Below are 20628 nucleotides of genomic sequence, written 5' to 3' on the forward strand. Positions count from 1 at the left end.
CTCAGAGCAAAAGGATACAACCTTGTGGGAAAATGATTGCTGTGATAAAATAGGGCAAAGGGGGTAAAAAGAATAAGGCCATGATAAAAACGGGTTTTAGGACAGTAGGTTTTAGCAGGTGGAATATATTTGATGCCCTAAAAAAGATAAAAGATACGGGATATGAGGGAGTGGAGCTCTGTCTGGAGCACCCTGATATGATTCCACAGAAGATGAACGATGAAGTGATAAACAGGATACGCTGCTACACTGAGGAGATAGGGCTTAAGATCGCCTCTTTGAGTTACCACGGGGATAATGATTCTTTAGATGAAAAGATATTAAATACGTATAAAGCCATTGACATTGCCCATAAAATGGGAGTATCCGTGCTCATAATCAACTGTGAGAAAAAGAACAGGGAAAAAGCGGCGCAGTACGATAATCTGGTCAGGAGGATTAAGGACTTTACCTCCTATGCAGAAGAAAAAAATGTAACACTCGCCGTTGAACCAGAACCGTTGTTGGTCGTAGAGACAGCGGAAGAGGCGTTAAGGTTGATTGACGATGTGGCCAGCCCAAACCTGAAAGTAAATTTAGACGTAGGGCATACGTATATAACAGATCCGGATTTAAGCGAAGCCATATTGAAATTGAAGGATGTAGTCGTCCACGTTCACATCGAGGACATAAAAGGTAAAGTACATAAGCACCTGTACCCTTTAGACGGAGATATAGATTATAGAAGCGTGTTCAACGCCCTTGAGCGAATAGGGTATAGCGGTTATTATGTGGTAGATTTGGCTGGCATTCAGGATGCGCCAGATGTGCACGCCAGGATTTGTCTTGAGAGGCTTCAAAAGTTCCTTTGAGCCTTTTTTTATGCTTTGTTTACAGTTTGTTTACAGTTTTATCGATAATTTCATGGTATAATCTTATTGTAAATGATGAAGGAGGGTTGGCAGGCAATGATGATAGAGCTGAATAACGTGACAAAGGTATATGGCAACAGGAAAGCGGTTGATAATATAAGCTTTTCTGTTGATAAGGGAGAGATATTGGGTTTTTTAGGTCCTAATGGCGCAGGCAAGAGCACGACTATGAAAATGATAACAGGCTATATGCCCCCTACCAGCGGCAGCATAAAGATCGCTGGATACGATATTTTTGAACAGTCGCTGGAGGCCAAAAGGCATATAGGTTATCTTCCTGAAACTCCACCTCTTTATACGGATATGACGGTGGATGCTTACCTCTATTTTATATGCGAGCTAAAGGGCGTACCTGTGAATCAGCGTAAGGCAACGGTGGAAAAAGTAGTGGAGGAAATAGGCTTAAAAGAGGTAAAAAAAAGGCTAATAAAAAATCTTTCTAAAGGTTATAAGCAAAGGGTTGGCCTGGCACAGGCCATAATCGGTGACCCTGATGTGTTGGTGCTTGATGAGCCCACAGTAGGGCTAGATCCAAAGCAGATAAAGGAGATAAGGGATATTATAAAAAAGTTGGGAGAAAGGCATACCATTATACTCAGCACCCATATACTTCCCGAGGTCAGCATGATATGTGACAGGGTGATAATTATAAACAAGGGAAAAATCGTAGCTATCGATAAAACAGAAAACCTGTCCAACGCGTTGCAGAATTCCAAGAGGTATTCTGTACACGTGGCGGGGCCCTACGGCAAAGTAGTGGATATCATAAATGGGCTGTACGGTGTTAAAGGGGTGCACGGCGAGGAAGATAAAGAAAACGGCATAGCTAAGCTAGAAATAGAGGCGTCTGTAGACAGGGATATAAGAAAAGAGATGTTTTTTTCTCTGGCCAAAGCCGGATATCCTATAATGGAACTAAGACCAGTTGGCTACAGCCTTGAAGAGGTATTCTTACAGCTTACAACGGAGGAGGATAAAGTCCATGAAAATGTTGACGATATACAAGCGCGAGCTTAAAGCGTATTTTTTATCGCCGATGGCGTATGTTTTGCTGGGATTTTTCCTGCTTCTTTCAGGGTATTTTTTCTCCACATTTGTATTGTCCACGCAATACGCCATGATGAGTCCCATATTGGGCAATATGCTTATGGCTTTCATGTTTATAAGCCCTATACTGACAATGAGGCTGTTGGCTGAAGAGATGAAGATGGGGACTGATCAGCTTTTGATGACATCGCCTATAACTACAACGGATATCGTGGTGGGTAAATTTCTGGCGGCGTTGACGGTGTACCTGGTGGGTTTGGCCATAACCCTTTTGTACCCTATATACCTTAAAGCGTTTGGATCACCGGATATGGGACCTATATTCACAGGTTATATAGGGATGCTTCTTATGGGTGCAGCCTTTATATCAGTAGGCCTATTTGCTTCATCCCTGACAGAAAACCAGATGATAGCTGGCGTTATAAGTTTTGCGTTGCTTTTGATGTTTTGGATTATAAACTGGCTTAGCGACGCATTTCAGGGCAAGGCCCAGAAATTTTTCGAGAGCATATCGCTGTTACAGAGGATGAACAGTTTTCAAAAGGGCATTTTAAGCGTTAACGATATAGTATTTTTCCTCAGCTTTATAGTGTTTTTCGTATTCGTTTCCATAATGGTAGTGGATAAAAGGCGCTGGAGCTAGGAGGTATTAGGTTATGAATAAAGTCAGATTAAAGTACGGAAGCAATGCTCTGCTGGTAACTGTGGTGCTTTTGGCTATATTAATATTGATAAATGTGATTTTAGCTCAAAAACCTATAAAATGGGATCTCACTAAGACAGGCCAGTATTCACTGTCCAGTCAAACAAAGCAGGTCCTTAAGGATCTAAAGACAGATGTCAAAGTCTATGCCTTCTTTCGAGATGGGGATGGCAATAAAGACAGAGTGAAAACCCTCCTGGACGAGTATTCCAATCTTTCAAAACACGTTAAGGTCACCTTTGTAGACCCCGATAAGGATCCTGCTACGGCCAAAAAATACGGGATAACGGATTATGGAACTACGGTATTTATCGCTGGTTCGGGCGCCAGTGAAAAGCGCCAGGTAGTTAACAGTTACGATATCTTCGGCATATCTCAGAGCGATCCAAGTCAGTCTACGTTTAATGGTGAGCAGGAATTTACTCAGGCCATCATAAATGTAACCCAGCAAAAAAAGATAAAAGCTTACATCCTTCAGGGGCACGATGAATTAAACAGCATAGACTATATGCTGGCGTTTAAAAATGCGTTGACAGGAGAGGGATATGATGTCAATGATCTCAACATGGCACAATCCGGTGGTATTCCTAAGGACGCCGGCCTTATAGTCATTGCCAATCCCAAAAGGGAATTTAATCAACAGGAAATGAAAGCCTTAAAGGATTACTTTAGCAAAGGCGGTAAAGCCATATTTATGATGGGAGCGGAAAACGGAGCCTTAACCCAAAAATCGGTCAACGAGCTCTTGTCTCAATGGGGCGTGAAAGTGGATAACGACGTAGTTGTAGATCCCGGCAGGAATTACTTTATGAATGCCTTATCGCCTGTTCCGGAGTACAAGTTTCATACTATAACCAACAAGTTGGATTTTGCTAACTTCGCCATGGTAATGCCCAGTTCGAGGAGCATAACTTATCCTGAAAAATCCAATGGCAATGTAACGGTGGAACCGCTTTTGAGTACCAGCGATAAAGCTTGGGGCGAGACCAATTTTGCCCAAAAGCAGGCGTCTTACGACAGCAAGGATATAAAAGGGCCCTTAACTTTAGGTGTGGCTGTATCTAATGATAAGACAGGTATGAAGGTTGTAGTGCTGGGCAATGACCTCATCGCCACTGACAATGTTATAGGGTTGGAAGCAAACAAAGACTTTTTGATGAACAGCGCCAACTGGATGGTGGACAAAACCAATCAGATATCTATAAGAGCTAAGTCGCTGGGATTGACGCAGATATTCCTTACGGGAAGTCAGGCTAAGCTGATTTTCTACTCTACAGTCGTGGTAATACCGCTGGCTATGTGGATTTTAGGCGGTTTCATATGGTTCAGGAGGAGAGCGCTATGAAGGTGTTTAGAAACACGTTTGTGCTTCTGATCATTCTAGCAGGTCTTCTGGGTTATTACTACTATACCCAGAAGACCGCAAAACCTCCGGAAACCAATGCGGTTTTAAGCTTGAAGAAGAGCGAGATCACCTCTTTAGATATAAGACAAGGTCAGCAGGATTTAATCAGCCTTGCTAGGACTGGTGGTAAGTGGAAGATAGTAAAGCCTATTGAGTACGATGTGGACAGCATAAATTTAAATGACCTTTTGAATGCCGCCTCGTCGGTAAAAGCCGACAGAAAGCTCAGCGACAGCGATTTAAGCAAATACGGCCTTGATAATCCTTCGTATACTGTGAGCATAGGGCTGGGGGATGACAGAAGCGTAAAGCTTTTGATAGGAAATAGCTCTCCTGTAGGTAATGCGTATTTTGTAAAAGTATCAAATAAACCTTACGTTTATAGAGTGGAGTCTACAGCGCTGGAAAAGTTTATGCTATCAGGGGATTTTGTGTACCAGTATGCCCAGAAGTATATATACCAGACGGCTAAAGACAAGATCACAAAAATAGCTTATATTAAGTCAGGCGATGAGTACACATTGCAAAAAAATAAAGACGGGAGCTGGGTTAGAAACGGCAAAAAACTCAATAAAGATAGTATGGATAAGCTTTTAGACGATATAGTGTTGCTTCAGATAACGGGTATTGACGTGGGCAAATCGCCTTCGCCTAACAATTACGATTTTGGCTTAGCGGTATATGGTGGAAATAGTGTGGAGAAGGCTTTCTTTGTGACCAAGGACAAGGACAATTCTTATGTAATAAAGGACGGCAAAAGCCTGGGCATGTATGTGGCATCGGATAGCCTGACGCAATTACTTAACGATTTAACTAAGGCGATCAAGTAGAATTCACTTGTAAAAAAATTGAAATACACCCATTGCTACGATGATCCATCCGGAGATGTATTGTGCGTGCTTTTTTAAAGATTTTGGTAGAATCTTTTTGCCTATATGAAATCCTGTTAAAAATGAGATTATGCTGAGGACGAAAGTGAATGCAGATGTGAGAAATGCGTCAAAGCGGGACATGCCTGCGCCGAGGCCAACGCCTACGTTGTTTAAGGCCAGCGCTAATCCCAGTATAAAAGACTCTTTAGCGTCTATAAAACCCGATTGGTTTATATCCGCTTTTTCCGGGTTCTCCATGTAGTCGTTATAGGAGGGCAGGCTTATGCTGTAATTAGCGCTTTGTCCATTTTTTCTGCTGCAGCTTATTAAGCTCCAGGTTCCTGCGCCGATTAAAAACATGCCTCCTATATAGCTGGATAAATCCCTAGATAGGGAAGATGTCAGAATACCACCTAATGCCATGGAAAGGTATGTGCCTGCAAAAGAAACAAAAGCTATGATTAAATTCCCTAGTATGCTTATTTTTAACTTTTTAACTCCCATGGCAACTCCTACAATCAGGTTGTCTACGTTGGAAGATATGGCAAAGAGAAATACGGCCAGATAACGCATAAACCTACCTCCTGAATCGTTCTAACAGTATCATTATATGTGTGAGAATCTAAATGGTCATTGGAAAGTCAGGAGGCAGGTTTGCCATGCGCACTTATTTTTCCACCAGGTAATTCCAGTAACGACGGGGCATATATTGCCGCTGTAGCCTGGGATTAAGGCGTTCTTTTACGGCTATATTTTTAAAGTACTCCTTCCACAGTTTCTGAAATTCTATCTCTTCTTTTGCCATTACCAGCATATCTGAGTTAAGCGGTATATCTGTTATGAGCCATTGCTTTTTATCGTATACAGCCGATAAATTCCTTTTTGTATCGTGTATTATGAAATACTGATCGGCAAAACGGCGGACGAAGTGCGGCGCGATTAGGCCTACGATGTTGTGATCAGGACTTATGGGGGCGTAGTAAACCCCGCTGTTAAGCAACCTAAAGCGCACCAATCCCAACATGCGGTGGGCTTCACCGGCGACTTTTTGCCTGACCCTGAGCATAGATAAAACAGTGTCATCGCCCAGATATCTGTCTATGCGGCACCCTGTTTTAAACCCTGCTCGTATGTAGTTATATATGAGGGTAGAGCTGCCGTCTATTTCCGAGAGGTAGGCGTATAATACGTTTTTTAGAGCCTCTTTTGATATTTTGTCCTTTATAGCCTGGCATACTTTCTCGGATTTTACGGGATCGGCATCGATGTACACATATGTGTCAAACAGGCTTTGCTGCAATACTCCTTTCTCTACGATTTTGTCCGGCTGTTCTTTGCGACTATATGATTGGTATACTGCTGTCATCAGGCCTTCAAAGCTTCCATCGTAAACATAGCAAAGCACCTTACACCATCTCCGTACGTATTATATATCGCCTGTAATGGCTGGTCTTACATCCTGCAAAAACATCTCGGGGTACATCGAGAATATAGATATCTGTTTTTCAGGCAGCAGTCGTTGCCTTATGTGTGTTTTGCTAAACCGGCAGTCACCGTAGTATTTGCCCTGGCATGTTATAAAGTACTTAGCCCTCTTTAATACCACCCCGATTTTTTTGAGAGTGTCGTAATCAAGGGGAGCGGCTTTTCTTGCAAAAATTATGCGCTTTGCGGACCGCACTCCAATACCCGGTACCCTCAGCAGCATTTCATAATCGGCTTTGTTAACCTCTACGGGGAATAAGTTTAAATTTCTGAGGGCCCACTGGGATTTGGGGTCTAGATCCAGGTCTAGGTCAGGATGGGCATCGTCGAGAATCTCGTCAGCGCTAAACCTGTAAAACCTCATAAGCCAGTCGGCCTGATACAGTCGGTGTTCTCTTAATAGGGGAGGGGAGGATAGCGCCGGTAAATAAGGGTGCTGGGCTACAGGCACATAGGCGGAATAGTACACCCGTTTTAGGTTAAAAACTTTGTAAAGGCTTTCGGAGAGTTTCAATATAACCCTGTCGCTTTCAGGGGTAGCGCCTACTATCAGCTGGGTGGTTTGTCCTGCTGGTACAAAGGGCTTTGGGCTTGACCTTACAATCAGCTTGTTGCTTTCTTTTTGCGCTGCTATCTGCTCTTTTAAAAAGCCCATGGGTTTTAAAATGGATTCTTTTTTCTTCTGGGGTGCCAGAAGGTTTAAGGATTTCTCGGTAGGCAGCTCGATGTTTACGCTCATGCGGTCCACATAGTATCCTGCGGCCTTTATAAGCCTTATATCAGCGCCCGGTATTCCTTTAAGGTGTATGTACCCGTTAAAGCGGTATTGTTCTCGCAATTTTTTCACCGTCGTAAGCAACAGTTCCATGGTGTAATCAGGGCTTTTATACACCGCAGAGCTTAAAAAGAGGCCCTCTATGTAATTCCTCCTGTAAAAGCTGATGGTCAGCTGAGCCAGCTCATCAGGGGTGAATATGGCTCTGGGGATATCGTTGGAGGACCTGTTGATGCAGTAAGCGCAGTTGTATATGCATATGTTGGTAAAAAGGATTTTTAAAAGCGAGATACATCTACCGTCATCAGACCAGCTGTGGCAAATGCCTCCGAAATAAGCGTTGCCTATGCCGCCATAGGTGTTTTTTCTCATGCTGCCGCTGGAAGAGCACGAAACGTCGTATTTTGCGGAAGCTGAAAGTATCTGGATTTTTTTTAAAAGGTCCATATCCCACACCTCTTGTGTTTATTTTACCACAGTTGAAACAAAGTATCAAACATATGTTTGTATATATGCGAATTGTTAATTATAAAAAGATTGACGGAATAGGAATAATATTGTAATATAAGTATAAAAATTGATAAAGGGAAGGAGAGAATCCGATGAAAAAAATCTTTTTACTGGCCCTTGTCAGTATACTTTTAATCTCATTACCCATATCTGGGCTTGCACAAACAGACAACAGTTACATGACGAGGGGAGAGTTTGTCAACCTGTTGATACAGCAGGCGGGAGTTGACTTGGGGGGTAAAACTGTACAGCAATACCTTATAGACAAAGGGATTCTTTTTGGCGACGGCAAAGGCAACTTAGGATTGGATCGGCCTATAACCTACAGGCAGATTGGTTATATACTGAGCAGATTTTATGGCTTGTCCAAAATGGACGTACATCAGCTTAGTGAAAATGAAAAATATGTATATGCGCTGGAAGAGGATTTGTTACCAAAATATGTTTCGCTAGACAGCAAGGTAACATCTTCTGAGGGCAAAAAGATTATTGAATCGCTATTTTCAAAGTCTAAAGAGGCTTATGAAATATTAAAAAAGGCTTCCGGAATACAATTAAGCACCATGCGAATCAATGGAGGCTTTAAGATAATAATGGGTTTGAAAGATGAAAGTGTTATACCTTTTGATTCAATAGACATGACCTTTAATGCTGATATGGATAACACCGGCATTTACGAAAAGATAGGCTTTAACATACCTCAGATAGGTGATCAACAAGTGGAAGAATACATAATAGGGGATAGAATCTATTTAAAATCATCTGAAGACAATCAATGGGCGTACATGACCGTGCAAGGGTTATCGAATTTAAAAGATGCGAACAATATCCAGATGCCAGATGTGCTGAATGAAGATACGTTGTTCAGGATGGCTGATAATTCTGTAATAGATGGGAAAGAGGTTTATGTAATTGACGCTTATACCAAAATAACTGACATGGAAAAGTTAAATGAGGTTATAAAAATGATGGGAATGAATAATCTCATGAATTATAACGATGTATTTGAAAGCATGTATGGTAAATACACGTATTATATAGATACGACCACAAATAATGTGGTCAGGGTAAATATGGCGGTTAAGATCTATACAAAAGACGGTATTTCAGAGAATGGTCAGCCTGTGCCTTTAAAGTGGGAAATGATCAGTGGTTCAATGAACTGCAGCAATATCAATGATCCTGATATAAAAGTGGTTCTCCCTGAAGAGGCTAAAAATGCCAGAGAATTAACTATACCTGATTTGCCTTAAAAATGGCAAAATACAGCCCGGGCTTTTATTACAGCATAATTTCTACCATGTCCTTTATCGATATACTGCCTAAGTCCACGTTGCAGGTATAGGCGTAGGCTTCTACCCCTTTGGACGTAGCCAGCCTTAGAGCGGCACCGAATTCAGGGTCGGTCCTGTCGTTGGGCGTAAAGTGTTTTATGTCATCCATCTGAATTACGAAGATTATAGCTGCTCTCATGCCTTTTTCCTTTATTTTGATGAGTTCATTTACGTGCTTTACCCCTCTTTGGGTAGGCGCATCGGGGAACATAGCTACGCCGTTTTCTTCGAGGGTAACCCCTTTGACCTCCATGTAGCAGATGTCTTTACCTTTTCTCAGCATGATGTCAAGGCGGCTATCCCCGTACACCTTCTCCCGCTGAATATCATCGTAAACGGCGAATGCGTCCATCCTTTTTTGAAGGAGAGCCTCGTACACCAGCTTATTGGGTATGCTTGAATCTATCGAAATCAGCCTGTGGCTTTTCTTTACATAGCAGAGCTCGTAAGGGGTTTTCCTACCCGGCCTTTGCCTTATTTCAATGTAAACTTCAGCGCCGGGGATAAAAAGCTCTTTGCACCTTCCCGAGTTGGGCACGTGGACAAGGGTTGTGCTGCCATTTACGTCTACATTGGCTTCAAAGCGATTTAATCTTTTTATAAACGTGGCTTTTATAATAGGATTTGGTATCTCCATTTTAATCCTCCTAAAACCTTTCATTAACCATTATACTACTACCACAAAAAATTTAAAAAGGAATGCTTATCTGCATTCCTTTTTAAATTATAGCATAATCTTCCATTAGGTAATTTTGAAGTACGGTTTTTAAGTTGAGGACATCATCCATATCGTACATGCCTTTTTTACCTGCGATAAACCGTATAGCTTTCTTAGCGCCTTCTGCAAAGGCCTCTCTACTAAATGATTGATGCGTTAACTCCACCATATCATTTTCTCCGGCAAATATCACTTTATGCACTCCTACTATACCGCCTGCTCTAATTGAAGAAATCCCTATTTCATTATCCTCGCGTTTGTGTACCATGCTTCTATCGTATATAAAGTTTCTTTCTTTGATTTTTCTAGCCTTTAAAATACTATCGGCAATCTTAATTGCGGTACCTGATGGTGAATCTTTCTTATTCCTATGGTGGGCCTCTGAAATTTCCACATCGTAATCAAATAGCAGGCTGGAAACCAATTCACTTACAAATTTTACTACATTTACACCCAATGTAATATTTGGAGCCATTACAACTCCTATTTTATATTGCTTAACTATTGATTCTATCCTTTGTTCCTGCGATTTTGTAAAACCCGTTGTTCCTATAACCATATTTACTTTATGTTTTGCAAATACCTCCATATTGTGAACGCACGCGTCAGGAGTGGAAAAATCCACCGCCACATCAGGTTTATATAATTTCAGATTATCTGATAGTTTATCTGATCCCATAACGAGTATTCCTGTATCTCTTGTATTTAACAGTTCACCAAGGTCTTTACCTTCTTTTTCGCTGCCTGGTGAGCATAGCGCCATTACTAATTTTAAATCTTTGGATTTTAATAGATTTTTTGCAATAACTGACCCAGTTTTTCCTAATCCAACCATACATACCTTTATCAATATCATACCCCCTTTAAAATTACTTAATTTTCGCGAAGGTTTCGCGTTATATCGTTATATTTTCAAAGGATTTCCCCTCGCTTTTGCTCGGTTTTATAAAGGGAATCCTATGAAAACCAAGTTTAGATAGTTATCTTTGTTTTGCTCTTATGCAGAAACCGAGGAACAGAAAACCCCAATAGGTGTTATCCTCTAAAGTGCTTTGAAAATATTTTAGAATAGCATAAATAAAACCATGGAGTGATCCATGGTTCATTCACCATATAATATCAGATCATCTCCCTTTCAACGCTTACGAGGTTAGCTGACGGGCTCGGACTGAAAGGTTGCCCTATCCCTTTACGGGAATACGCCCCAAACAATGGTTCCCCCGTTTCCCTTGCGGAAATTCAGCGTAAATTTATTATTTATTTCAACTCTCATCTGACTACAATGATGTCAATCTCTCTTTATAGTATATATCTTTTTGACAACAATGTCAAGTCTAACAGCGTTTGCTTCGCTCTTGTTATTGATATTGTGTTTTTCTATAATTCTATTAAGTGGACTTTTGTCAATATAGAAAGGGGAGAGACGCTATGGACTGCAAAGGTAAGGAAAGGATAATGCTGTGGGATAATGGCGTACCGGGGGCAATGGGGTTTGAGTTAGAAGATCGTCCTCATCTGGTTCCTTATTTGATCCACACTGATAGGCCAGTAGGAGCTGTCATCGTTTTTCCAGGGGGAGGATATGTAAAGAGGGCTGAACACGAAGGAGAGCCGGTGGCCAAGTGGATAAACTCCATAGGCTTACATTCATTTGTTTTAAATTACAGGGTAAGCCCGTATAAATACCCATATATATTAATGGATGCCAAGAGGGCCGTTAGAAAGGTAAGGTATCATTCAGCTGAGTGGAACATAGATCCCCACAAGATATGCGTGCTGGGCTTTTCCGCAGGAGGGCATCTGGCGTCATCAGTAGGAACTCATTACGACTGTGGAGATATAAATGCCGCCGATCCGGTGGAGAGGATAAGTTGCAGACCAGATGCCATGGTGTTATGCTACCCTGTTATAACTTTTGAAGAGCACACCCATAGGGGCTCTATGGAGGCATTTTTAGGGGAAAATCCTTCGGAGGAATTGAAGAGGTGCTTTTCCAACGAGCTAAAAGTAACGAAAGATACTCCTCCTGCGTTTATATGGCATACGGCTGATGATCAAGGGGTTCCGGTGGAGAACAGCGTGCTTTTTGCTATGGCCTTGCGCCGCCATAAAGTGCCTTTTGAAATGCACATTTATGAAAAAGGGCCTCACGGCATAGGGCTTGCTGAAAATGACCCCTGTGTAGGCACGTGGACAAAGCTGTGCGCTTTGTGGTTAAAAAAACACCTGGGTTAGCGCAAAAACAAGGTTTGCTGGGATTAGCTTGTTGAGATTAGGGCTTGACGCCCTTTATTTTTTGTTGTAAAATGATTAAAACACTTTAATGCTTTATCATATTAAAGAGGTGAAGCGATTGTATTTACCTGATGGGGTTAAGGACTACATTAGCGATGAGCTCGCGATTAAAAGGATAATAGAGGAGAAACTCAGAAAGCTTTTTGCGTCATGGGGATATGAAGAGGTCTTACCACCCTCTTTTGAGTACTGCGATACTTTTAAAAATGCCTTACGGTCTATAGAGGAAAAAGACATATTCCGCTTTTTTGATAAAGAAGGAGATATACTGGCATTGAGACCTGACGTCACCACTCAGATCGCTAGGATAGTGGCCGCCAGGTATGGTGCCGAAACGATAAAAAAATTCTGTTATGTAGCTAATGTGTTCAGATATGACGAACCACAGGCGGGAAGATTGAGGGAATTCACCCAGGGGGGAGTGGAGTTCATAGGCAAAAGGTCTGATGAAGTGGACGCAGAGGTCATAGCGCTAGCTATAAGCTCTTTAAGCGTCATAGGTATACGGGATTTCAAGATAGACGTGGGCCAGGTGGAATTTCTGGACGGCCTTTTTGAGGAATTCAGGCTGAAAGGCGAAGAAGTGGAGAAACTAAAAGCCTATATATCCACAAAGAATCTGTCGTGGCTTGCCAGATATGTGGATACGCTGGATGTCAGTGCAGAGGTAAAAAATGTGATTTTGGAGCTTCCTGAGCTATTTGGGGGATGCGAGGTACTGGATAAGGCCAGAGCTATGACATCCAGTAAAAAGGCTATACAAGCCGTTGAGAATTTGCACGGAGTCTACGGCGTATTAAAGGATATGGGTATGGACAAATACCTGATTTTTGATCTTGGTACTGCTCAGAAGTTAAATTACTATACAGGAATAATATTTAAAGGGTTTGTGAAGGACATAGGTTATGGCGTTTTGGCAGGGGGGCGTTATGACCATCTGGTTTCCCATTTTGGCGTGGATAAACCTGCGGTGGGATTTGCAGTAGGGTTAGAGAGGGCTATGCTGGCTCTGGCAAAACAGCACAGCGATGTGCTAAAACCCGTTGATAAGGTGCTGATTGTGTGCACAAGGGAGAGGATCAAGGAGGCATTTTACAGAGCCGAGGAAATGAGAAGAGCGGGGAAAATTGTGGAGATAGCTTTAAAAGAAGATTTTCCTGCTTATACCAAGCGTGCGCACAGTCGGATTATATCTCTTGTATAAAAGGTTAAGGTGATTAGGATGGATTACATTACAATTGCCATGGCAAAAGGTCGCCTTGCGGAAAAGGCTATGGATATGCTGGAGGAAGCGGGTATTGACTGTACACAGCTAAAGCTACAAACCCGCAGACTCGTATTAAAGGACGACTCGTCGGGAATAAGGTTTGTGATGGTAAAGCCTGTTGACGTTCCCACGTACGTGGAGTACGGAGCTGCCGATATGGGCATTGTGGGAAAGGATGTGCTTATGGAAGAGGAAGTGGACTGTTATGAGATGTTGGATCTGGGATTTGGCCACTGCAAGATGGTGGTAGCTGGCCCTAGAGAAATTACAGGGAGGTATTTTGTGGACAAAAGGGTCGCAACTAAATACCCCAGGATTGCCGAGAGGTACTTTAAGGGAAAAGGCGAAAACGTGGAAATAATCAAGCTCAATGGATCGGTTGAGCTGGCACCTATACTTGGTTTGTCTGAAGTCATCGTGGACATTGTGGAGACGGGCAGGACGCTAAAGGAAAATGGACTGGTGGTCCTTGACGAGATATTTTCATCAAGCGCCAGGCTTATCGTCAATAAAGCCAGCCTTAAGGTGAAAAGCCAGCCTATGAGAGAGATTATTTCAAGGTTGAGGGAGGTCGTAGAGTGAGGATACTGGATTTTACGCGAGGAATTGATTTAAATGGCCTTGCCGAATTTACCCAAAGGACTGTAAAAGATACTGGTGAGGTCAGGCAGACGGTAGATCGGATAATAAACGACGTCAGGGAGAGAGGCGATGAGGCGCTACTGGAATATACCGCAAAGCTGGATGGAGTACAGCTTACGCCGGATACCTTAAAGGTGACCCAAGAAGAGATTGATGCTGCGTACAGCGCCATTGACAGTGAGCTTATAAGATCTATGCGCAAGGCCATTAAAAACATCACTGCTTATCATGAGAAGCAAAAGCAAAATTCCTGGATGGACTTTAAGGATGGGGTAATCTATGGCCAGAGAGTAAGGCCGCTGGATAAAGTGGGGATATACGTGCCAGGAGGCAGTGCTGCTTATCCCTCGTCGGTGCTGATGAACGCCATACCTGCTTTGGTAGCTGGTGTAAAGGAGATCGTGATGACCACTCCGCCGGGGAAAAAATTAAACAGCGCTGTCCTGGTGGCGGCTCGGGAGGTAGGGGTAAGTGCGATATACAGGGTAGGTGGAGCTCAGGCTGTTGCGGCGCTGGCTTTTGGGACGTCGACCATTCCTCGTGTGGATAAAATCGTGGGACCTGGCAATATATATGTGGCTATGGCTAAAAGAGCGGTATACGGCTATGTGGACATCGACATGGTGGCTGGTCCCAGTGAAGTGCTGGTAGTAGCGGATGAGACGGCAAATCCCAGGTGGGTGGCAGCTGATATGCTTTCTCAAGCTGAACACGATGCAATGGCATCCTCTGTCCTTGTCACACCGTGCAGGGAATTGGCAGATAAAGTGGTAGATGAGCTGAAGGTTCAACAGAACAAGCTTGAAAGGCGCGCCCTTATAGCGAGGTCTTTGGAAGACTATGGAGCAATTATTCTGGTCAAAGACGTAGATGACGCGTTGTACATAGCTAATGAGGTAGCGCCGGAGCACCTAGAGCTGGCGGTGAAAAATCCCTTTGAGGTGCTGCCGCTGGTAAGAAATGCCGGAGCTGTGTTTTTAGGCCATAGTGCCCCAGAGCCCCTGGGAGATTACATAGCTGGTCCCAATCACGTGTTGCCTACGTCGGGTACTGCTAGGTTTTTTTCGCCGTTATCAGTAGATGATTTCGTGAAGAAGATGAGCGTACTGTACTATTCAAGGGAGCGGCTTGAGGAAGTAAAAGATGACATAGTGAGGATGGCCCAGGTGGAAGGCTTGACAGCTCACGCCAATGCTGTAAAGGTGAGGTTTGATGAGGAGGCGTAAACATGATAAGGGATTTGGTAAGGCGGGATGTGGTAAATTTAAAAAATTATCAGGTTCACATGCAACAGTGCAGGTACAAAATGGATGCTAACGAGTCCCCTTTTGATCTTTCTGAGGACATGTATGAAAAAATGGCAGATATTGTAAAGAAAAGCAGGCCAAACATATATCCTGATCCCATGGCCACACGGCTGAGAGAGGCTATATCAGAGTACGCTGGAGTTCCTGCTGATAGGATCATGGTGGGCAATGGTTCTGATGATCTGATTCACGGTTTGATGAATTCTTTTGTGGAAAAAGATGACTGTGTGATATACCCTGAGCCATCTTTCAGCATGTACCGTATATATACCCTGATAGCGGGAGCCAGGCCTGTTGGCATACCTTTGGGGGATGAGTTTCAGTATGATACAGATGAGTTTATGAGGGCCGTATACAGATACAGTCCTAAAGTGGTGTTTTTGTGCACCCCTAATAATCCCACAGGCAATACAATTGCTCGGGAAGATATAGTTAAGGTGCTGGACTGCGTCAAGGGGCTTTTGGTGGTGGATGAGGCGTATTTTGAATTCTGCGGTAACAGCGTTGTAGAACTCACGGAAAAGTATCCTAACCTGGTGGTATTGCGGACGTTCTCAAAAGCCATGGGACTGGCAGGACTTAGGGTAGGCTACATGATATCCAGCCAAGAGGTTATTGGTGAAATGTATAAAACCAAATCTCCCTATAACCTTAATTCCCTTTCGCAGGCTATAGCCTGTGAGGTTTTAAAGAGCGGCAGCTATAAGGAGAGGGTAGATTATATAGTGAAAGAAAGAGATAGGCTTTATATGCGATTAAAGGAGATTAAAGGGGTAAAATCGTATCCCAGCCATGCTAATTTTATCCTCATAAAGGTCGCTGATGCAGAGGGCGTGCACAGGCGACTTATTGAAAAAGGCGTATTGGTAAGGAGTTTTAAAGGTGATCCGTATCTTGATGATTGCCTGAGGGTTACCGTGAACACAGCGGAAGCCAACGACTACTTTATAGAGGCTTTAAAAGAGATTATGTCGCGATAAGGAGAGGATTGCATGAGAAAAGCCACATTTGCCAGAAAGACTTTGGAGACAGAAGTGAAAGTAGAGTTGAATTTAGATGGAAAGGGTATAGCTGATGTATCTACGGGGATTGGCTTTTTCGATCATATGCTTACATTGCTTTCAAAACACGGCCTTATAGACCTCAAAATAATTGCCAAAGGCGATCTTCACGTGGACTGCCATCATACAGTGGAAGATGTGGGGATAGCTATGGGAAAGGCTTTGAACATGGCACTGGGAGATAAAGTGGGCATTGTGAGATATGGTAGCTTTTACCTGCCTATGGATGAGACCCTGGTCAGGGTGGTACTGGATATAAGCGGCAGGCCGTTTTTGTTCTTCAATGTCCCTTTTGGTTCGCAGAGGTTAGGGGATTTGGATTCCGAGATGGTAGAGGAGTTCATGAGGGCATTTGCTTATAATTCGGCCATTACCTTGCATATGGACCTTATACGGGGAACCAACAGCCACCATATTGCAGAGGCGTGCTTTAAGGGATTGGGCAGGGCTTTGAGAGAGGCTGTATCCATGGATGCCAGGGAAACGGGTTTGCCGTCGACTAAAGGGGTGCTGTAATGAATGAAAGGTATGATAGCGATTATAGACTACGGCATGGGCAATCTGAGGAGCGTGCAGAAGGCGTTTGAGTATATAGGCTGCAATGCTATAATAACCCAGAATAAGTCCACCATTGACGATGCAGCTGGCCTGGTGCTGCCAGGAGTAGGAGCTTTTGGAGATGCCATGAGAGCGCTGCATGCCATGGACTTGGTGGACGCTATAGTAAAAAACATACAGAAGGGCAAGCCGTTTCTGGGCATATGCCTGGGTATGCAGCTGGTATTCCAAAAAAGCTATGAAGGAGGGGCCTGCCAGGGATTGGGCATATTAAAAGGTGAGATAGTGGAAATACCAAAAAAGCACAAAGTGCCGCACATGGGGTGGAACTCGCTAAATATAAAGCGACAGACAAACCTCTTAAAAGGCGTAAATAGCGGCGACTACGTGTATTTTGTGCACTCCTATTACCTTAAAACCGATGTGGAGCAACAGGTATGCGCCAGCGTGGAATACGGCGTGGAAATCCCGGCAGTGGTGGCACTGGATAACGTATATGCCTGCCAGTTTCATCCAGAAAAAAGCGGTGATGTAGGACTCAAGATCGTAAAGAATTTCGGGGAGATGGTGGTATGATAATTTTTCCGGCGATAGACATACTGGGCGGTAAATGTGTCAGGCTTACTCGTGGCGACTATGCCAGCCCTGAGGTCTATTATGATAGCCCTGAACAAGTGTCAGACCTGTGGAAAAGCAAAGGGGCCCAATACCTGCATGTAGTGGATTTGGACGGAGCAAAACAGGGCTTTCCTGTTAACAAGGCTATCGTCCAAAACATCGTGAGCAAGGGGATAAAGGTCCAAGTGGGGGGCGGCATAAGAAGAGCAGAATATATAGAGGAATTTATGGATATGGGGGTTTTTAGAGTCGTCCTGGGGACTTCTGCACTGGAGGATAGGTCTCTTTTAGAGTACGCCGTAAATAGGTATGGCGATAGGGTAGCTGTGGGAATTGACTCCAAGGATCGCCAAGTGTCCATTAAGGGGTGGCTTGAGACCACAGAGGTCAGAGATGTGGATTTTGCTAGGACAGTAAAAGAGATGGGCGTAAAGACGGTGGTATTTACGGATATATCAAAAGATGGAACGTTAAAAGGGCCTAATTTCTCAGCTATCGAGGAGATAAAAAGGATTGGCCTGGACGTTGTAGCCTCAGGGGGGATATCTGCGCTAGAGGATGTGATAAAGCTTAAAGAGATGGGAATTTACGGGGCGATTATAGGCAAAGCGCTTTATACAGGTGATATTGACTTGAGCCAGGCGCTGGAGGTGACTTTATGCTGACAAAGCGCATAGTACCGTGTCTGGATATAAAAGGGGGAAGGGTGGTAAAGGGGGTCAACTTTGTAAATCTTAAAGACGCGGGAGATCCTGTGGAAATAGCCAGGGCTTATAATCAAGAAGGGGCTGATGAGCTGGTTTTTCTGGATATAACTGCATCCTATGAGAAGAGGGGCATAATGATAGATGTGGTCAGGAGGACTTCGGAGGAGGTCTTTATTCCGCTGACGGTAGGCGGAGGCATAAAGTCTTTGGAGGACTTCAGGGAGATATTAAAAAGCGGCGCTGATAAGGTTTCTATAAACTCCGCGGCAGTAAAAGATCCCAGCCTTATTAAAGAGGCTGCGAGGAAATTTGGCAGCCAATGTGTGGTGGTAGCTATAGACGCAAAAAAGGTTGGAAATGATAGGTGGAATGTTTACATAGAAGGGGGTAGGATAGATACAGGACTGGATGCAACCCAGTGGGCTAAAAAAGCGCAGGATCTGGGGGCTGGGGAAATACTGCTGACCAGCATGGATGCCGATGGCACCAAAAGCGGATATGATTTGTCGCTGACAAGGGCTGTAGCCGAGGAAGTAGATATTCCCGTTATAGCATCAGGGGGTGCGGGCAACAAAGAACATTTTTATGAGGTGCTAACCCAAGGAAAAGCTGATGCAGCATTGGCGGCATCACTATTTCACTACGGCCAGTTGTCTATAAAAGAGCTTAAGGAGTATTTGAGGGCACAGGGCGTTTTGGTCAGGCTATAGTATCAGAACGCAGATTTGAAAGGGGTTTTGAGTATGGGAATTAATTTGGATGAATTAAAGTTTGATGAAAACGGACTTATACCTGCTGTGATACAGGATGTATACACCAAAGAGGTATTGATGCTGGCTTATATGAATAAAGAGAGCATTGAATTGACGATAAAAACTGGAAAGGTTAATTTTTACAGCAGAAGCAGAAAGACCTTGTGGCTTAAAGGGGAGACATCGGGGAATTACCTCAATTTGAAGCGATTGGAGTACGATTGCGATGCTGACGCGCTTCTTGTAGAAGTAATTCCCGAGGGGCCTGTGTGTCACACAGGCAATAAGAGCTGCTTTTACAGAACTATGTATAAATCGGAGGATGCCCCTGAAGGCGTGGGTATAATTAAAAAATTGTCCGAGAGAATTGCAGATAGAAAAAAGCACCCTGTAGATGGTTCATATACCAATTACCTTTTGGATAAGGGCATAGACAAGATACTGAAAAAGGTAGGAGAAGAATGCGCAGAAACCATTATAGCAGCAAAAAACAATTCTCCTGAGGAAATAACTTATGAGGTATCCGACCTGGTGTATCATCTGCTGGTGATGCTGGCAGAGAGGGGTGTTGACGTAAATCGGATATACGACGAGTTGGCTAGAAGGTATAAAAAGTGATTAACCGAAGGAAATAGTAAACTACCCCTGAATCAATACTTTCTGCCAGCTTTGATTGATATGTTTTGTCCTGTAACATAGTGACTTCTTGGGGATTTGATATAAAGCCCATCTCAATCAGTACGCCGGGAACTTCAGCGTTTCGCAGGAGGAAAAAATCGCCCTCTTGAGGGGTGTGAATATATCCTGTTAGCTCATTTAAGTAATTCTGTATGGATTTTGCGAGGTTTGCGCTGTCAGGGTTTTTGCTGGAGTAAAAGACGATGGCGCCGCGGCTGCTGGCGCTGCCGGAATTTACGTGAAGGCTTAAGAAAATATCGGGCTTGCGCTGATTGATGATGTCAGTTCTTGCTATGAGATCCCTTTTGTGCCTGTAAGGGCTTTTGTTATTTAAGTGGTCCAAGGCTGTATCATTATCCCTTGTCATGTACACTTGTGCACCTTCTTTTTTGAGCTTATCTCGGAGAATCAGTGCCACAGATAGGTTTATGTTTTTTTCAAGGACACTTCCCCTGCTGCACCCTCCATCTATTCCGCCGTGGCCAGGGTCTATTACTATGACCTTTCCCGCTAAAGGCTGTAGCCAGGCCGAGACGTGTTGCGCGTGGAGCAATTGAGATAAAGGAAGGATGCACAGCGTGAAGAAAATTATCGCTGCTGTGGTTATGGTTCGGTAGCGTATGAACATCCGCACACACCTCCACCAATAGGATATTGTGATGCCAATATAAAAATTCCCCCTTGTTAACTTGCAAGGGGGAATTTGACTATATAATTGCAGCGGTTTTAAAGGTATTTTTTACATCAGTGATGTCTTGTGAAGATGCCTGTTTTACTTTATACCAGCCTTTCTGGGACAAAGCATCAAATACTTTTTTATGGTCCACTAAGCAGGTGTTGAGCACCGAGGTGAAATCCCTTCTGAGGTCATCGTTAGAAGATTCTACCACGGCATGGTATAGACCATCAATTTCGAGCTTTAAATCGCTCAAGACTCCCATCATGTAATCTCTATCAGTCATCTGCAATGTCAATACACCTCC

At 43.5% G+C, this 20628-nt stretch carries 23 protein-coding genes and 1 riboswitch; of the genes, 16 read left to right on the forward strand and 7 right to left on the reverse strand.

Going from position 1 to position 20628, the window contains the following annotated elements:
• Positions 1 to 80 precede the first annotated feature (80 nt).
• From CALPO_RS14265 to CALPO_RS0109875, 5 genes are all read left to right on the forward strand, one after another.
• Positions 81 to 851 carry a sugar phosphate isomerase/epimerase family protein gene (locus tag CALPO_RS14265; protein WP_051585954.1) on the forward strand — a complete coding sequence of 257 codons (771 nt, stop codon included), beginning with the start codon at positions 81 to 83 and terminating at the stop codon, positions 849 to 851.
• A 96-nt stretch (positions 852 to 947) separates the two neighbouring features.
• Entirely contained in the window at positions 948 to 1928 is a 981-nt protein-coding gene (locus CALPO_RS0109860; protein WP_084295250.1) for an ABC transporter ATP-binding protein, read from the forward strand.
• Entirely contained in the window at positions 1894 to 2601 is a 708-nt protein-coding gene (locus CALPO_RS0109865) for an ABC transporter permease (protein WP_026487167.1), read from the forward strand. The genes CALPO_RS0109860 and CALPO_RS0109865 overlap by 35 nt, the downstream gene beginning before the upstream one ends.
• Positions 2602 to 2614: 13 nt before the next feature.
• Complete coding sequence (locus CALPO_RS0109870; RefSeq protein ID WP_026487168.1) at positions 2615 to 4006, forward strand: GldG family protein; 1392 nt, start codon at positions 2615 to 2617, stop codon at positions 4004 to 4006.
• The gene (locus tag CALPO_RS0109875) at positions 4003 to 4896 is read left to right on the forward strand and encodes a DUF4340 domain-containing protein (protein ID WP_026487169.1); all 894 of its coding nucleotides are present in this window, start codon (positions 4003 to 4005) and stop codon (positions 4894 to 4896) included. The genes CALPO_RS0109870 and CALPO_RS0109875 overlap by 4 nt, the downstream gene beginning before the upstream one ends.
• A 3-nt stretch (positions 4897 to 4899) precedes the next feature.
• Here CALPO_RS0109875 and ytaF read toward each other — a convergent pair whose 3' ends face one another.
• The 3 genes from ytaF to CALPO_RS0109890 all read right to left on the reverse strand — a co-directional run bounded on the left by ytaF (position 4900) and on the right by CALPO_RS0109890 (position 7645).
• A complete protein-coding gene (gene ytaF / locus CALPO_RS0109880) occupies positions 4900 to 5511 on the reverse strand; it encodes a sporulation membrane protein YtaF (protein WP_026487170.1) in 612 nt (203 codons plus the stop codon).
• Between the two features lie 94 nt (positions 5512 to 5605).
• Positions 5606 to 6343, reverse strand: coding sequence for a TIGR03915 family putative DNA repair protein (locus tag CALPO_RS0109885; protein WP_026487171.1), 738 nt, complete (start codon positions 6341 to 6343; stop codon positions 5606 to 5608).
• Positions 6344 to 6364: 21 nt separating this feature from the next.
• A complete protein-coding gene (locus CALPO_RS0109890; RefSeq protein ID WP_026487172.1) occupies positions 6365 to 7645 on the reverse strand; it encodes a putative DNA modification/repair radical SAM protein in 1281 nt (426 codons plus the stop codon).
• Between the two features lie 155 nt (positions 7646 to 7800).
• Here CALPO_RS0109890 and CALPO_RS0109895 point away from each other — a divergent pair, with 155 nt between their 5' ends.
• A complete protein-coding gene (locus CALPO_RS0109895) occupies positions 7801 to 8961 on the forward strand; it encodes a DUF6612 family protein (RefSeq protein ID WP_026487173.1) in 1161 nt (386 codons plus the stop codon).
• 28 nt (positions 8962 to 8989) lie between these two features.
• On the opposite strand, the gene sfsA is transcribed toward CALPO_RS0109895, so the two are convergent.
• Together sfsA and dapB are read right to left on the reverse strand one after the other, a co-directional pair.
• Positions 8990 to 9679 (reverse strand): DNA/RNA nuclease SfsA, encoded by a 690-nt coding sequence (gene sfsA, locus CALPO_RS0109900; RefSeq protein ID WP_026487174.1) that lies wholly within the window; start codon positions 9677 to 9679, stop codon positions 8990 to 8992.
• Positions 9680 to 9761: 82 nt separating this feature from the next.
• Positions 9762 to 10610, reverse strand: coding sequence for a 4-hydroxy-tetrahydrodipicolinate reductase (dapB, locus tag CALPO_RS13760; protein ID WP_035172543.1), 849 nt, complete (start codon positions 10608 to 10610; stop codon positions 9762 to 9764).
• 274 nt (positions 10611 to 10884) lie between these two features.
• Positions 10885 to 11015: riboswitch (cyclic di-AMP (ydaO/yuaA leader) on the reverse strand.
• Between the two features lie 173 nt (positions 11016 to 11188).
• On the opposite strand from dapB, the gene CALPO_RS0109910 reads away from it, so the two are divergent.
• The 10 genes from CALPO_RS0109910 to hisIE all read left to right on the forward strand — a co-directional run bounded on the left by CALPO_RS0109910 (position 11189) and on the right by hisIE (position 19585).
• Positions 11189 to 11995: an alpha/beta hydrolase gene (locus CALPO_RS0109910; protein WP_035172545.1), complete on the forward strand. Its 807-nt coding sequence runs from the start codon at positions 11189 to 11191 to the stop codon at positions 11993 to 11995.
• Between the two features lie 118 nt (positions 11996 to 12113).
• Positions 12114 to 13259 carry an ATP phosphoribosyltransferase regulatory subunit gene (gene hisZ, locus CALPO_RS13765; protein ID WP_051585955.1) on the forward strand — a complete coding sequence of 382 codons (1146 nt, stop codon included), beginning with the start codon at positions 12114 to 12116 and terminating at the stop codon, positions 13257 to 13259.
• An 18-nt stretch (positions 13260 to 13277) separates the two neighbouring features.
• Positions 13278 to 13904, forward strand: coding sequence for an ATP phosphoribosyltransferase (hisG, locus tag CALPO_RS0109920; RefSeq protein ID WP_026487176.1), 627 nt, complete (start codon positions 13278 to 13280; stop codon positions 13902 to 13904).
• Complete coding sequence (hisD, locus tag CALPO_RS0109925; RefSeq protein ID WP_051585956.1) at positions 13901 to 15190, forward strand: histidinol dehydrogenase; 1290 nt, start codon at positions 13901 to 13903, stop codon at positions 15188 to 15190. The genes hisG and hisD overlap by 4 nt, the downstream gene beginning before the upstream one ends.
• Before the next feature lie 2 nt (positions 15191 to 15192).
• The gene (gene hisC, locus CALPO_RS0109930; RefSeq protein WP_026487178.1) at positions 15193 to 16251 is read left to right on the forward strand and encodes a histidinol-phosphate transaminase; all 1059 of its coding nucleotides are present in this window, start codon (positions 15193 to 15195) and stop codon (positions 16249 to 16251) included.
• 12 nt (positions 16252 to 16263) lie between these two features.
• Complete coding sequence (gene hisB, locus CALPO_RS0109935) at positions 16264 to 16848, forward strand: imidazoleglycerol-phosphate dehydratase HisB (RefSeq protein WP_026487179.1); 585 nt, start codon at positions 16264 to 16266, stop codon at positions 16846 to 16848.
• A gap of 12 nt (positions 16849 to 16860) precedes the next feature.
• A complete protein-coding gene (gene hisH, locus CALPO_RS0109940; protein WP_026487180.1) occupies positions 16861 to 17466 on the forward strand; it encodes an imidazole glycerol phosphate synthase subunit HisH in 606 nt (201 codons plus the stop codon).
• Entirely contained in the window at positions 17463 to 18173 is a 711-nt protein-coding gene (hisA, locus tag CALPO_RS0109945) for a 1-(5-phosphoribosyl)-5-[(5-phosphoribosylamino)methylideneamino]imidazole-4-carboxamide isomerase (RefSeq protein ID WP_026487181.1), read from the forward strand. The genes hisH and hisA overlap by 4 nt, the downstream gene beginning before the upstream one ends.
• The gene (gene hisF / locus CALPO_RS0109950) at positions 18167 to 18925 is read left to right on the forward strand and encodes an imidazole glycerol phosphate synthase subunit HisF (protein WP_026487182.1); all 759 of its coding nucleotides are present in this window, start codon (positions 18167 to 18169) and stop codon (positions 18923 to 18925) included. Before hisA ends, hisF begins: the two co-directional genes overlap by 7 nt.
• Positions 18926 to 18958: 33 nt before the next feature.
• The gene (gene hisIE, locus CALPO_RS0109955) at positions 18959 to 19585 is read left to right on the forward strand and encodes a bifunctional phosphoribosyl-AMP cyclohydrolase/phosphoribosyl-ATP diphosphatase HisIE (protein ID WP_084295254.1); all 627 of its coding nucleotides are present in this window, start codon (positions 18959 to 18961) and stop codon (positions 19583 to 19585) included.
• Here the strand turns inward: hisIE and CALPO_RS13770 are convergent.
• Entirely contained in the window at positions 19566 to 20273 is a 708-nt protein-coding gene (locus CALPO_RS13770; protein ID WP_051585957.1) for an N-acetylmuramoyl-L-alanine amidase family protein, read from the reverse strand. The two genes, hisIE and CALPO_RS13770, sit on opposite strands and share 20 nt — an antisense overlap.
• 79 nt (positions 20274 to 20352) lie before the next feature.
• Positions 20353 to 20607, reverse strand: coding sequence for a spore coat protein (locus tag CALPO_RS0109965; protein ID WP_035172772.1), 255 nt, complete (start codon positions 20605 to 20607; stop codon positions 20353 to 20355).
• Positions 20608 to 20628: the final 21 nt, after the last annotated feature.

The organism is Caldanaerobius polysaccharolyticus DSM 13641 (genome assembly GCF_000427425.1).
Taxonomy (GTDB): domain Bacteria; phylum Bacillota; class Thermoanaerobacteria; order Thermoanaerobacterales; family Caldanaerobiaceae; genus Caldanaerobius; species Caldanaerobius polysaccharolyticus.